General features: G+C 59.4%; 12 protein-coding genes. 5 read left to right on the forward strand and 7 right to left on the reverse strand.

Features of this window, described 5'->3' with window-relative positions; genetic code table 11:
* Positions 1-61: 61 nt before the first annotated feature.
* On the reverse strand, positions 62-502 hold the full coding sequence (gene csdE / locus PFH44_RS18835; RefSeq protein ID WP_045857465.1) for a cysteine desulfurase sulfur acceptor subunit CsdE: 441 nt from the start codon (positions 500-502) through the stop codon (positions 62-64).
* Entirely contained in the window at positions 502-1,707 is a 1,206-nt protein-coding gene (gene csdA, locus PFH44_RS18840) for a cysteine desulfurase CsdA (RefSeq protein WP_283825803.1), read from the reverse strand. The genes csdE and csdA overlap by 1 nt, the downstream gene beginning before the upstream one ends.
* A gap of 434 nt (positions 1,708-2,141) precedes the next feature.
* On the opposite strand from csdA, the gene gcvA reads away from it, so the two are divergent.
* Genes gcvA through rlmM form a run of 3 tightly spaced genes read left to right on the forward strand, consistent with a single transcriptional unit; the run spans position 2,142 to position 4,567 of the window.
* Complete coding sequence (gcvA, locus tag PFH44_RS18845; protein ID WP_045857469.1) at positions 2,142-3,059, forward strand: glycine cleavage system transcriptional regulator GcvA; 918 nt, start codon at positions 2,142-2,144, stop codon at positions 3,057-3,059.
* A gap of 19 nt (positions 3,060-3,078) precedes the next feature.
* Complete coding sequence (locus tag PFH44_RS18850) at positions 3,079-3,474, forward strand: DUF423 domain-containing protein (RefSeq protein WP_041147011.1); 396 nt, start codon at positions 3,079-3,081, stop codon at positions 3,472-3,474.
* A complete protein-coding gene (gene rlmM / locus PFH44_RS18855) occupies positions 3,467-4,567 on the forward strand; it encodes a 23S rRNA (cytidine(2498)-2'-O)-methyltransferase RlmM (protein WP_283825804.1) in 1,101 nt (366 codons plus the stop codon). Before PFH44_RS18850 ends, rlmM begins: the two co-directional genes overlap by 8 nt.
* A 63-nt stretch (positions 4,568-4,630) precedes the next feature.
* On the opposite strand, the gene fucR is transcribed toward rlmM, so the two are convergent.
* The 5 genes from fucR to fucP are packed head-to-tail and all read right to left on the reverse strand — an operon-like array spanning position 4,631 to position 10,416.
* Positions 4,631-5,347 (reverse strand): L-fucose operon activator, encoded by a 717-nt coding sequence (gene fucR, locus PFH44_RS18860; protein ID WP_045857474.1) that lies wholly within the window; start codon positions 5,345-5,347, stop codon positions 4,631-4,633.
* 58 nt (positions 5,348-5,405) lie between these two features.
* Entirely contained in the window at positions 5,406-5,828 is a 423-nt protein-coding gene (gene fucU / locus PFH44_RS18865) for an L-fucose mutarotase (RefSeq protein WP_045857475.1), read from the reverse strand.
* 1 nt (position 5,829) lies between these two features.
* Positions 5,830-7,248: an L-fuculokinase gene (gene fucK, locus PFH44_RS18870; protein WP_283825805.1), complete on the reverse strand. Its 1,419-nt coding sequence runs from the start codon at positions 7,246-7,248 to the stop codon at positions 5,830-5,832.
* A 51-nt stretch (positions 7,249-7,299) separates the two neighbouring features.
* Positions 7,300-9,075, reverse strand: a complete 1,776-nt coding sequence (gene fucI, locus PFH44_RS18875) for an L-fucose isomerase (protein ID WP_283825806.1) — start codon at positions 9,073-9,075, stop codon at positions 7,300-7,302.
* Between the two features lie 30 nt (positions 9,076-9,105).
* Positions 9,106-10,416 carry an L-fucose:H+ symporter permease gene (fucP, locus tag PFH44_RS18880; protein WP_045857479.1) on the reverse strand — a complete coding sequence of 437 codons (1,311 nt, stop codon included), beginning with the start codon at positions 10,414-10,416 and terminating at the stop codon, positions 9,106-9,108.
* A 565-nt stretch (positions 10,417-10,981) separates the two neighbouring features.
* Between fucP and fucA the strand changes: the two genes are divergently transcribed.
* Both fucA and fucO read left to right on the forward strand, forming a co-directional pair.
* Complete coding sequence (gene fucA, locus PFH44_RS18885; protein WP_041147004.1) at positions 10,982-11,629, forward strand: L-fuculose-phosphate aldolase; 648 nt, start codon at positions 10,982-10,984, stop codon at positions 11,627-11,629.
* A gap of 27 nt (positions 11,630-11,656) precedes the next feature.
* A complete protein-coding gene (gene fucO, locus PFH44_RS18890; RefSeq protein ID WP_283825807.1) occupies positions 11,657-12,805 on the forward strand; it encodes a lactaldehyde reductase in 1,149 nt (382 codons plus the stop codon).
* The last annotated feature ends 27 nt before the right edge of the window (positions 12,806-12,832 follow it).

Raw genomic sequence — 12,832 nt, forward strand, 5'->3', positions numbered from 1 at the left:
GCATGCGCTGAAGAAAATGCTGGCGAAAGCCGGGCGTCAGGGCCAGGCGCTGTAGCTCGGGTTAAGCCTCGCGGGCCGCGGCAAGCACCGCGGCGCCAAGCGCGGCGAGGCCCTGGCCGCGAGAGGCGCTAAGCTGCGCGCGCAGACCCAGCTCGTCGAACAGCGCCAGCGGATCGCGAGCCTGCAGCTCGGCGGCGCTTTTCCCCTCAACGGCCGTCAGCAGCACGGCCAGCAGGCCGCGAACGATCCGCCCCTCGCTGTCGCCGAAGAAATGCAGCCGACCGTCGCGCAGGGTGTGCCCCAGCCAGACGCGGTTTTCACAGCCGGCAATCTCCGTCGTGCGGGCTTTCACCTCGTCCGCCAGCGGCGGCAGCTTTTTGCCTAACAGAATCAGCTGGCGATACTTATCCTCCCACTGGCTCAGCGGGGCGAAGGTTTGCCGCAGCGTCGCTTCAGTGATGGCGGTGCCAAACGGATGGTTCTGCGGGTTGGGAGTCGTCATTAGTCCACCAAAATTTCCAGAGCGCGGTCAACGGCATGCACCAGCGCGTAAACGTCATCCTGCGTATTATAAGGCGCAAACGAGGCGCGCAGGGTGCCGCTGACGCCAAGCACCGCCAGCAGCGGCTGGGCGCAGTGCTGCCCGGCGCGAAGCGCGATGCCGGACTCCGCCAGCAGCGTCACCATATCGCCGTGGTGCACGCCGGCGAAATCAAACGCCAGCAGGCTTGAGCTTTGGCAGCGGAAGGAGCGGAAGCCCGGACGCTTCGCCAGCTCGTCTTCAGCCAGCGTCGCCAGGCTGCGGCTCCAGCTTTCGGCCTGGGCGATATCGGTCTCCTGCAGCCACTCCAGCGCTGCGCTCAGGCCAATGACGCCGGCGACGTTTGGCGTGCCGGCCTCCAGCCGATAGGGAATGGGCTGGGTTTTAAACCCGTCGAAGGTGACTTCGGTAATCATTTTACCGCCGCCGAGCCACGGCGACATGGCGTTCAGCAGTTCGCTTTTACCGTACAGCGCGCCAATCCCCGTCGGGCCGTACAGCTTATGCCCGGAGAAGGCGTAAAAGTCGATATCCAGATTCTGGACGTCGGCCGGGAAATGCACCGCGCCCTGTGCGCCGTCGACCATCACCACCATTCCGGCCTCGTGTGCGAGGCGGATCGCCAGCGCCAGATCCGGGCAGCCGCCGGTCACGTTAGACATCTGGCCAATGGCCAGCACCCGGCTGCGCGGCGTAATCAGGGAGGGCAGGCTCGCCACGTCAGGCAGGCGATCGGCGCCGATGGGCAGCTTCACCACCCGGGCGCCGGTTTGCTCGGCCACCATCAGCCAGGGAACCAGATTGGCGTGATGCTCCGCTTCGCTGACGATGATTTCGTCGCCGGGCCGCAGGCGCGGGCGCACGTAGCTCTGGGCCACCATGTTAATGGCTTCGGTGGTGCCGCGGGTCCAGACGATATCTTTGCCCGACGGCGCGTTAAGCAGCGCCGCGACGCGCTCGCGGGCGTCTTCATAACGTTCGGTCAGGCGCCGGGCGGCGGCAAACTGGCTGCGGTGCACGTTGCCGGCGCTGAGGCGATAGAACCGATCGCTGGCCTCGATGGTGGCCAGCGGCTTTAGCGCCGTCGCCGCGCTATCAAGGTAAACGCCGGCATCGGCCAGAGCCGGAAACTGCGCGCGAAACTGAGCGGGATTGAATGCGTTCATGGAGCTCCTCGTTGCAATCCGACGATCGTCGCGCAATTTATCCGTCAGGGCAAGGCTGACAAGCACCGGATAAGGAAGAGAGGGGAAATTCAGGGCAAAAAAAAGCACCGCGCGTTGCGGTGCTACATTAAATCACTATGGACAGACAGGGTAAATGTACAGGAAGTGAAAAGGGGGTAGCTTAGCCACCATGGTCCGCAAAGACAGACCAATTGCAAACACAACAACACAACATCACAACCGTAAGCCAAAAGCTTGTTGGAACACGCATTCCAAAAAAAGCTCTTCGTTCCGGCTCAGGAAGTGCGGCCACTATAGGTATTTGCTGGTAGAACCTCAACGGACAAATTATAATGGCTCAGATAAAAAAAACTAATAGGTTAACTGTTGTTTCCTATTTGTTAAATTGCCTTAACATCTAAGCCAGAATAACCATGTCAAAGCGATTACCACCTCTGAATGCATTACGTGTTTTTGATGCAGCCGCACGTCATTTAAGCTTCACTCGCGCAGCCGATGAGCTTTTTGTGACCCAGGCCGCAGTAAGTCACCAAATCAAGTCACTAGAGGACTTTCTTGGGCTGAAGCTGTTTCGGCGGCGCAATCGATCGCTGCTGCTGACGGAAGAGGGCCAGAGCTATTTTCAGGATATTAAAGATATTTTTTCGCAGCTGACGGAGGCGACGCGTAAACTGCAGGCGCGAAGCGCAAAAGGGGCCTTAACGGTCAGCCTGTTGCCCAGTTTTGCGATTCAGTGGCTGGTCCCGCGCCTTTCAAGCTTTAACTCAGCTTATCCGGGAATTGACGTCAGAATCCAGGCGGTGGACCGTCAGGAGGACAAGCTGGCGGATGACGTTGACGTGGCGATTTTCTACGGCCGCGGCAACTGGCCGGGGCTGCGCGTCGAAAAACTGTACGCCGAGTATCTGCTGCCGGTGTGCTCGCCGCTGCTGCTGACCGGTGACAAGGCGTTGAAAACGCCTGCGGATCTGGCGCAACATACGCTATTGCACGACGCTTCCCGTCGCGACTGGCAAACTTATACCCGCCAGCTGGGTCTAAGCCATATTAACGTCCAGCAGGGGCCGATTTTCAGCCACAGCGCAATGGTGCTGCAGGCGGCCATTCACGGACAGGGGGTCGCGCTCGCCAATAACGTGATGTCCCAGTCCGAAATTGAAGCCGGCCGCCTGGTCTGTCCGTTTAATGATGTTCTGGTCAGTAAAAATGCCTTTTATCTGGTTTGTCATGACAGTCAGGCTGAACTGGGTAAAATAGCCGCCTTCCGGCAGTGGATACTGGCGAAAGCGGCCAGTGAACAAGAAAAATTTCGCTTTCGTTACGAACAATAAATGATTGTAGGGTAATAACATGACCAGCCGTTTTATGCTGATATTCGCCGCGATAAGCGGTTTTATCTTTGTTGCTCTGGGCGCCTTCGGCGCGCACGTGTTAAGCCGGTCGCTGGGCGTTGCGGAAATGGGCTGGATCCATACCGGTCTTGAGTACCAGGCCTTCCATACGCTGGCCATTTTTGGCCTGGCGGTGGCGATGCAGCGCCGCATCAGCATCTGGTTTTACTGGAGCAGCGTCTTTATGGCGCTGGGTACCGTTTTGTTCAGCGGCAGCCTTTACTGCCTGGCGCTGTCGCATTTACGCCTGTGGGCGTTCGTTACGCCGGTGGGAGGCGTCAGCTTCCTCGCCGGCTGGGTTTTAATGTTAATTGGTGCAATTCGTCTGAAACGTAAGGGCGTTGTTCATGAATAAGGTTGTCCTCTATTGTCGCCCCGGGTTTGAGAAGGAGTGCGCAGCAGAAATTACCGATAAGGCATCCCGCCTTGAGGTGTTTGGTTTTGCCCGCGTGAAGGATAACGCCGGGTACGTGATTTTTGAATGCTATCAGGCGGAAGACGGCGACAGGCTGGCGCGCGAACTGCCGTTCAGCTCGCTGGTCTTTGCCCGCCAGATGTTTGTGGTGGGCGAACTGCTGCGCGACCTGCCGCCGGAAGACCGCATCACGCCGATTGTCGGCATGCTGCAGGGCGTGGTGGAGAAGGGCGGCGACCTGCGGGTGGAAGTGGCCGATACCAATGAAAGCAAAGAGCTGATGAAGTTCTGCCGTAAGTTTACGGTTCCGCTGCGCGCGGCCCTGCGCGAAGCGGGCGTGCTGACCAACTACGAAACCACGAAGCGTCCGGTGGTGCACGTATTCTTTATCGCTCCGGGCTGCTGCTATACCGGCTACTCCTACTCCAACAACAACTCCCCGTTCTATATGGGGATCCCGCGGCTTAAATTCCCTGCCGATGCGCCGAGCCGCTCGACGCTGAAGCTGGAAGAGGCGTTCCACGTCTTTATCCCGGCCGATGAGTGGGACGAGCGCCTGGGCAACGGCATGTACGCGGTGGATCTTGGCGCCTGTCCCGGCGGCTGGACCTATCAGCTGGTGAAGCGCAACATGTGGGTTTCGTCGGTCGATAACGGCCCGATGGCGCAGAGCCTGATGGATACCGGACAGGTGACCTGGCTGCGTGAAGACGGCTTCCGCTACCGCCCGACGCGTAACAACATCTCGTGGATGGTGTGCGACATGGTGGAAAAACCGGCTAAGGTTGCGGCGCTGATGGCGCAGTGGCTGGTCAACGGCTGGTGCCGCGAGACTATCTTCAACCTGAAGCTGCCGATGAAAAAGCGCTATGAAGAGCTGTCGCGCAATCTGGCCTACATCCAGGAACAGCTGGATGAGCACGGCATCAATGCGCAGATTCAGGCGCGCCAGCTGTATCACGATCGTGAAGAAGTGACCGTTCATATTCGCCGCCTGTGGGCTGCGGTTGGCGGTCGTCGCGACGAGCGCTAGCTCCGCGTCGTCTCCCGGGTAGCGGCACCGCTATCCGGGCTCTCCTCTCCCTTCTCCTGCCGGCTATTTTGCCGCGATAGGCTCATCAGAAATGATGTGCGTCACGTCATCGAGATGGCCAATGCTGGCCTCGCCCGAGCGGTTAAACTTACTCTTATCGATCAGCAGCAGGGACTGCGCCGCTCGCTTGAGCAGCAGAGATTTGAACTCGGCGTTAACCGCATTTGAATCCCAAAGCGCGCCGTTGCTGTCGATACCCTCGCAGGAAAAAACGAACAGATCGATCTCCAGCGATCGCAGCTGTGGTATAAGCGAAGCGCTGACGTAGCAGCCGTATTTACGCTGCAGGGTGCCGCCGGAGCAGGTGAGCTGGATATGCTCGCGCTTGCTGAGCTCCTGGCAGATGGGCTGGCTGTTGGTAAACACGTGCAGGTTGACGTCCGGGAGCTGGCGGGCCAGATACCAGCAGGTGGAGCTGGCGTCGAGTGCGATAACCATCCCTTCTTCTATCCAGGCAAGGGCCTCGCGGGCGATATCGGCTTTGTGGGCATAGTGGCTTTTGAGGCGGATGTGAAACGGATCGCCGCTGTCCTGGCTCTGGCGATGAATGATCTTGACGCGCCCGTGGTTACGCAGCACTTTGCCCTGCGACTGCAGCTCGCTGAGGTCGCGGCGAATCGTCTCTTTACTGACCGCGAGCTGCAGCGATAGGGCTTCAGTCGTCAGGCTACTGTGGTTGATCAGCAGGTCTATTATCGCCTGCTGGCGTGCCGCTTTCATTTTCTCTCACCCTGTCAGTCAATAAACGCCCGCATCAGGCGGGCGCTCCGGCATGAGATTACGGCGTTACTCCTTTTTTTAAAAGAATATTCCCGTACTTCGCGCGCTCCCCTGTGATAACGATCGCAAAGGCTTTTTGCGCCCGCTCGTAGAACGCAAAGCGATCGATGCGGATGACTTCCGGGCACGGAGACTGCCGGGAGAGCGCATCGCGATAGCGGCGCTCAACGTCGGGGTCGAGCGCGTCGCCCGCCACCGCCGCCATCATCACCAGCGGCGGCGCGTAGCCGTCGAGCTCAAACAGCGGCGCGATCGCCAGCAGGAGATCGCTGACCAGCAGGCCATCGGCGCGAATGACCTGCGGCCCCATACTGTGGGCCGGGAAGTGGGCGTCGGAAAAAATAATTTCATCTCCGTGGCCCATCTCGGCCAGGATCTTCAGCAGCTCGGGGGAGATGAGTGGCGAGATAGTTTTTAGCATGTCATACCTCATCTATCAGTTCAGGTTCGGTTTGTGGATAAAAGTAGCGGTACCGGTAGCGCACCTCGGCTCTGGCCTGCTCCGGGCTGGCAAACTCGCCGGCGCCGTACCAGCCGTACATCGCCGCGCCGGCAACGGTGGTTTCAGCGTCATCGAGGACCTTAACCGGCATATCCAGCGCGTTAGCTTTAATTTGATTCCACAGCGCGTTGCGGCTGCCGCCGCCCACCAGCAGAAGTTCGCGGGCCTTAAAGCCGCCGATTTTCTCCAGGGTGCGCAGGTGGCTCTGCAGCTGGGCGGTTAAGCCCTCCAGCGCGGCGCGATAAAAATGGCCGCGGGTGGTATTCAGCGTTACGCCCTGCCAGCCCGCATCCCGGCAGGCCAGCAGATCGCAGCGCATCTTCACGCCTTCGGCGCCGGCGGGAATAAGGCGCGCTTCCTCAATCAGCGTCTGCCACGGCGTCTCCGGCGTCCACAGCAGCTGGCGCACCCACTCCAGCACGCCGGACGCCAGCCACTGCATTCCGGGGTTGGTCAGGCCGGGCTGGCTGTCCAGCTCGCAGGTTGAGCCGGGGTACTGGCTCAGCAGCGGGGTGTTAACCTCGGCGCTGCGCACCATCAGAATTTCCCAGGTGCCGGAGGAGAGCACCGGTTCGTCCTGCTGCGCGCCGGCGCCAAACAGCGCGAACTGGGTATCGTGCCCGGCGGAGAAAACCGGTATTCCGACGGGGAGCTGCAGCAGCGCGGCGGCGTCGGCCTGAAGGGTGCCGATTTTGTCTCCCGCCTCCACCAGCCGCGGGAACAGCCGACGCGAGATCCCCGCGGCCTGCAGGATCTCGGGGCTAAACTCGCGCTGGTGAATATCCAGCATCTGGCCGGTACCCGCCATGGTGATATCGGTGGTGAACTCGCCGGTTAAGCGGTGGTTGATAAGCGATGAGATAAACAGCCAGGCGTGCGCCTTTTCCAGCAGCTGCGGGTGGTTCTCTTTCAGCCATACCAGCTTATATAACGTATTGAAGCTGAAGGCCCCGACGCCGGAGATCTCCTGCAGCCGCTGGGCCGGCATTATTCGGCCTATGTCGCGCATCACCGCCGCGGTGCGCGGGCATTTCCAGCTGATCGTCGGGTAGAGCAGGGCGCCGCGTTCGTCGACCAGCGCGCCGTCGACGCCAAAGGTGGTGACCGTAATCCCGCGAATGCGGCAGGCGGCCAACTCCGCCGCGAGCGTCTGGCAGCAGCTGGCGAAGCGCTGGAGGATCGCCTCCAGAGACCACTGGTGCCAGGCGCCGTTTTCCGCAGCGACGTCGCTGGCGTTGGGGGTTGACGCGCGGGCGACAATCTTCCCCTGCCGATCGACCGCGATGGCCCGGACGTTGGTTGCCCCGCAATCGAGGACCAGAATAACCTCTTGTTTCATCATTGCTCCTGAAACAAAAAAAGCCCTTTCGCGATGAAAGGGCGGAACGTATTAACGTTTGTACAGCGGGCCATAGTTCTGGCAGGCGCGGTAGTCCTGACCTTCGGTATCCATCCCGTGCGCAGACCAGGTGGAAGGGCGATAGATTTTCGCCTCTTCCACGTTATGCATGCAGACCGGAATGCGCAGCATGGCGGCGAGGGTAATAAAGTCCGCGCCGACGTGGCCAATGGTCAGCACGCCGTGGTTTGCCCCCCAGTTCGCCATCACCGAATAGACGTCGCTGAACGGGCCCTTGCCGGTCAGACGCGGCGCAAACCAGGTGGTTGGCCAGGTGGAGTTGGTGCGCGCATCCAGCTGGTCGTGCATCTCTTTCGGCAGCTCGACGCTCCAGCCTTCGGCGATTTGCAGGACCGGCCCCAGGCCCTTAATAATGTTGACCCGGGTCATGGTAAACGGCACGCCGCCTTCGGTGAGGAAGCGCGAGGAGAAGCCGCCGCCGCGGAAATACTCGTGGATCGCCGGGCACCACTCGGTGGCCGCGAGGCAGGCGTCCGCCTCCTGCTGCGAGATTTCCCAATGCGGTTTCATGGTCGGCTTGCCCGCGGCATCGCGCTGTTTACAGGAGCCGTCCAGCGCCGCAGAGCCGGAGTTGATCAGGTGGATAATGCCGTGCTGCGCCAGCCCGGTAAGCGGCTGACCCGTCACCCGTTCAACCGCATCCGGCGACCAGTAGGTCCGGACGTCGGCAAAGACCTGGGCGGTGCCGGTGAGCTGGTGACCCAGCAGCATGGCCACCCCGTTAAGGCTGTCATTTTCGGTCGCGACAACCAGCGGCTCGCGCACCCCGTTCCAGTCAAACGAGCTGTTCAGCAGCGCCTCGGCGGTATCGCCGTTCGGGTATTGATCGGTCCAGTGGCGCTGGCCCTGGAAACCGGCGGCGATGGCGTTATAACCCAGCGACTCTTCCACCAGCCCTTTGTCCGCCAGCTTCGCGTTGCCCTGCATCATGTCGCGAATGCACATCGCCATCAGCAGGCTCTCTTTCAGAACCGCCCGGCTCTGCTCGGCATTGCGTTTGTACTGCCGTGCGTTCTGGTCCTCGCCGTAGCGGAAGTTTTTATCCGCCCACGCCAGCGCCATCTCCAGCTCCACCTCATCATAGATTTTCTGGTCGATGCGCCGACGCAGCTCGGTCATATCGACCGCCTGCACCTTCATGCCGAGCCAGGATTCGAAGAAGTTATGATCGACGATGGAGCCGGCAATCCCCATGGAGACGCCGCCGACGGAGAGATAGCTTTTGCCCTTCATGGCGGCAACCGCCAGCCCGGCGCGGGTGAAGCGCAGCAGCTTTTCTTCGACGTCCGCTGGGATTGAGCTATCGTCCGCGTCCTGAACGTCGTGACCATAGATCGAGAAGGCCGGAATACCCTTCTGGCTGTGGGCGGCCAGCGCGGCGGCGAGATAGACCGCTCCCGGGCGCTCGGTGCCGTTGAAGCCCCAGATGGCTTTCGGACGCAGCGGGTCCATATCGATGGTTTCGCTGCCGTAGCACCAGCAGGGGGTGACGGTAATGGTCACGCCGACGTTGTGACGGCTAAACTTCTCTTCGCAGGCCGCGGACTCCGCCATACCGGCGATGCAGGTATCCGCAATGACGCACTCGATCTGCGCCCCGCAGGCGTGGCGAAGCTTTTCGCCGATCAGCGCGGCGGTGGCCCGCGCCATGCTCATGGTTTGCTCTTCCAGCGACTCGCGTACGCCCATGCGACGTCCGTCAATGACCGGGCGAATGCCTATTTTCGGTAAGCTGATTTTTTTCATTCCAGACTCCTCACGTTATGCGGAAAATGTTCAGTGGGTTGCCGTTTGTGAACGGAAACGGGCAAAAATAAAGATGATGGCGAAGCACAGCGTCGGGACCAGTTCGGCGGTCGGGATATTGCCCGCCGCATCGCTGACAAAGCCCATCACCGGCGTGACGATCCCGCCGCCGATAATGGTCATGACGATAAATGACGAACCGTATTTGGTGTCCTGCCCCAGGTTTTTGATCCCCAGAGAGAAAATGGTCGGGTACTGAATCGACATAAACGCGCTGCAGAGCGTCAGCGCCAGCAGGCCGATATGGCCGCCGCTGAGCGCGGAGATCAGGCACAGCACCATCGACAGCAGGGCGTAGGCGGCGAGCACTTTATGCGGGGCAAAGCGGCTGATGAGCCAGGTACCGCTAAAGCGGCCGATGAAGAAGCAGACCATGGTGCCGGTCAGGTAGTTCGCAGCGAAGCCGGGGGTCATGCCGGGGATCTCTTCGATAGCATAGCGAATCAAATAGCTCCAGCAGGCCGTTTGCGCGCCAACGTAGCAGAACTGCGCCAGAACCGCCCAGCGCCAGTGGCGAATGCGCACCAGCCTGGCGAAGGAGGCGGTCAAAGAGCTCTGTTCGCTATCAACGTGGTCGTCGCTTTGCAGAGAAGGAAATTTTGTCAGCGCGATCAGCACGGCAACCAGCAGCACGATCGCCACGATAATCATGTACGGCGTCTGAACCGATAGCACCAGGCTGTGCTTATAGGCGCTGAGCTGCTCGGGCGCCATTTTATCGAGCACTTCCTGCGATTGATGCGGCACGTTAGACAAAATAAGACTTTGCCCAAAGACGACGGCAATAATGGCGCCAAAGGAGTTAAAAGTTTGCGCCAGGTTGAGGCGGAAATGCCCGCCGCTTTCCGGGCCGAGGACCGTAACGAACGGGTTGGCGGCGGTTTCGAGACATCCCAGACCGGCGGCAATAATAAAAAGACCGATCAGGAATAAAGTGTAATTCATTATTTCTGCTGCCGGCCAGAATAGGGCCGCGCCGAGAGCGTAGAGAAATAGCCCGGTAATTATTCCGGCCTTATAGCTGAGCTTTTTCATCAGGATCCCAGCGGGGACCGGAATGACGAAATAGCCGAAATAAAAGGCTGATTGAATCAGCCCGGCCTGAAAGTTGGTTAAGGTAAAAGCCTGCTGGAACTGCGGCAGTAAAATATCATTTAAGTTATTGGCAACGGCCCACAGGAAAAATAGCGAGCACAGCAGGGCGAATGGAATTATATAGCGCTTACTCTGTCCGACATCTATCGCACGAAAACTCTGCGTTTGTATTGTTGTGTTTCCCATAGCATCCTCATCAGTTCAGAAGCGTGTCCAGCATCTTTAGCATGCGGCTGGTTACTCTCTCCAGCCGGTAAAGTAAGGTGAGTTCCGGTTAAGCGGCGGTGAATAAAATGCTCTCGTGAATGAACTCATGAACTCATTTTCAAATAAACAACGTCTTTTAATATGATGGCGGTCACATTTGGCCCGGAGACAATAGCTTTATGTGATTAGCATCACTTTAATTTATCTAAAACAATGACCGTTTGAGATTATTTAATTTAAAAGCCACAGCGGTGCTGCCCGATTTAATTTATTGCTACGCAAACGGGCAATTGTTAATGAGCAACTAAAATGCCCGTTTTAAACAACAAGAAAAATAACGGGCAGTTTTCTTTAGCGGAAATAACCGGCGCTGTGTTTATTCCCGGAGATTAATTGATGGCGGTCACAGAATATGCTGATGTCAATTCCATTCTGGTTATTCAATATGATGATGGTGAGTAACTACCTGATTAATTCGACAGAGCCGGGATGAGGTTAGCGAGGATTCTGTTGGTCCGTTTTGAAACACTGAGAGAGGTAAATAATGGAACGAAATACGCTGGCGCGGCAGATTATTGATACCTGCCTGGAAATGACCCGGCTGGGGCTGAATCAGGGGACCGCAGGCAACGTGAGCGTGCGCTATGAAGGCGGCATGCTGATTACGCCGACGGGTATCCCCTACGAAAAGCTCACCGAATCCCACATCGTCTGGATTGACGCCAGCGGCCAGCATGAGCAGGGCAAGCTGCCGTCAAGCGAATGGCGCTTTCATATGGCGGCCTACCAGACCCGCCCCGACGCGCAGGCGGTGGTGCATAACCACGCGGTTCACTGCACCGCGGTGTCGATTCTTAACCGGCCCATTCCGGCGATCCACTACATGATTGCCGCCGCCGGCGGCAACTCCATTCCCTGCGCACCCTACGCCACCTTCGGCACGCGCGAGCTCTCTGAATACGTGGCCGTGGCGCTAAAAAACCGCAAGGCGACCCTGCTGCAGCATCACGGGCTGATTGCCTGTGAAGAGAATCTGGAAAAAGCGCTGTGGCTGGCGCACGAGGTGGAGGTGCTGGCGCAGCTGTACCTCAGCACGCTGGCGATTATCGATCCGGTGCCGGTACTGGACGACGAAGCGATAGCCATCGTGCTGGAAAAATTCAAAACCTATGGTCTACGTATCGAAGAGTGATCCCGCACGGCAAACAGGAGACGGGCGATGGCGAACAGAATGATTTTGAACGAAACGGCGTGGTTTGGCCGAGGGGCGGTGGCGGCATTGGCCGATGAAGTGAAGCGCCGGGGCTATGGTAAGGCGCTGATTGTCACCGATAAGACGCTGGTTCAATGCGGCGCGGTTAGCCGGGTGACGGACAGCATGGATGCCGCCGGCCTGGCGTGGGAGATCTTTTCCGGGGTGATCCCCAACCCGACGATTGCGGTGGTGCAGGAGGGGCTGCGCGTCTTCAGGCAGAGCGGGGCGGACTACCTGATCGCCATCGGCGGCGGCTCGCCGCAGGATACCTGTAAGGCGGTGGGGATCATCAGCGCTAACCCCGAATTTGCCGACGTGCGTAGCCTGGAAGGGCTGTCGCCAACCCGCGCGCCGAGCGTGCCGATAATGGCCATTCCGACCACCGCCGGAACCGCGGCGGAGGTGACGATCAACTACGTGATCACCGACGAGGAAAAACGGCGTAAATTTGTCTGCGTCGATCCGCACGATATTCCCCAGGTCGCGTTTATTGATGCCGACATGATGGACGGGATGCCGCCGGCGCTGAAGGCCGCCACCGGCGTTGACGCGCTGACCCACGCCATTGAGGGCTACACGACGCGGGCGGCCTGGGCGTTAACCGACGCCCTGCACCTGAAGGCGATAGAGATTATCGCCGGCGCGCTGCGCGGCTCGGTGGCGGGCGAGAGCCGGTCCGGCGAGGCGATGGCGCTGGGGCAGTATATTGCCGGAATGGGGTTTTCCAACGTCGGCCTCGGGCTGGTGCACGGGATGGCGCATCCTTTAGGCGCGTTTTACAACACCCCGCACGGCGTGGCCAACGCCATTCTGCTGCCTCACGTGATGCGCTACAACGCCGCGTTCTGTGGAGGCAAGTTTGCCGATATCGCCCGGGCGATGGGCGAGAAAGTTGAAGGCAGAAGCGAAGAGGAGGTACGCCAGGCGGCGGTAGAGGCGGTATGTAAGCTCAATCGCGACGTGGGGATCCCGCCGCATCTGCGCGATGTCGGAGTGCGTAAAGAGGATATTCCGGCGCTGGCGCAGGCGGCGCTGGATGACATTTGCACCGGAGGCAACCCGCGGGAAGCCAGCCTGGCGGAGATTATCGAGCTTTACCATAGCGCCTGGTAAACGCTGCCGCTGCCGGAGGGTCAAGGG

This window comes from Klebsiella sp. Ech2A (assembly GCF_030078455.1).
Taxonomy (GTDB): Bacteria; Pseudomonadota; Gammaproteobacteria; order Enterobacterales; family Enterobacteriaceae; genus Klebsiella; species Klebsiella terrigena.

Coding starts and splice junctions, on each gene's coding strand:
- fucU (WP_045857475.1), bottom strand. CDS start 5,828: ATGCTAAAAACTATCTCGCCACTCATCTCCCCCGAGCTGCTGAAGATC.
- PFH44_RS18850 (WP_041147011.1), top strand. CDS start 3,079: ATGACCAGCCGTTTTATGCTGATATTCGCCGCGATAAGCGGTTTTATC.
- fucI (WP_283825806.1), bottom strand. CDS start 9,075: ATGAAAAAAATCAGCTTACCGAAAATAGGCATTCGCCCGGTCATTGAC.
- fucP (WP_045857479.1), bottom strand. CDS start 10,416: ATGGGAAACACAACAATACAAACGCAGAGTTTTCGTGCGATAGATGTC.
- csdA (WP_283825803.1), bottom strand. CDS start 1,707: ATGAACGCATTCAATCCCGCTCAGTTTCGCGCGCAGTTTCCGGCTCTG.
- fucK (WP_283825805.1), bottom strand. CDS start 7,248: ATGAAACAAGAGGTTATTCTGGTCCTCGATTGCGGGGCAACCAACGTC.
- rlmM (WP_283825804.1), top strand. CDS start 3,467: ATGAATAAGGTTGTCCTCTATTGTCGCCCCGGGTTTGAGAAGGAGTGC.
- fucR (WP_045857474.1), bottom strand. CDS start 5,347: ATGAAAGCGGCACGCCAGCAGGCGATAATAGACCTGCTGATCAACCAC.
- fucA (WP_041147004.1), top strand. CDS start 10,982: ATGGAACGAAATACGCTGGCGCGGCAGATTATTGATACCTGCCTGGAA.
- fucO (WP_283825807.1), top strand. CDS start 11,657: ATGGCGAACAGAATGATTTTGAACGAAACGGCGTGGTTTGGCCGAGGG.
- csdE (WP_045857465.1), bottom strand. CDS start 502: ATGACGACTCCCAACCCGCAGAACCATCCGTTTGGCACCGCCATCACT.
- gcvA (WP_045857469.1), top strand. CDS start 2,142: ATGTCAAAGCGATTACCACCTCTGAATGCATTACGTGTTTTTGATGCA.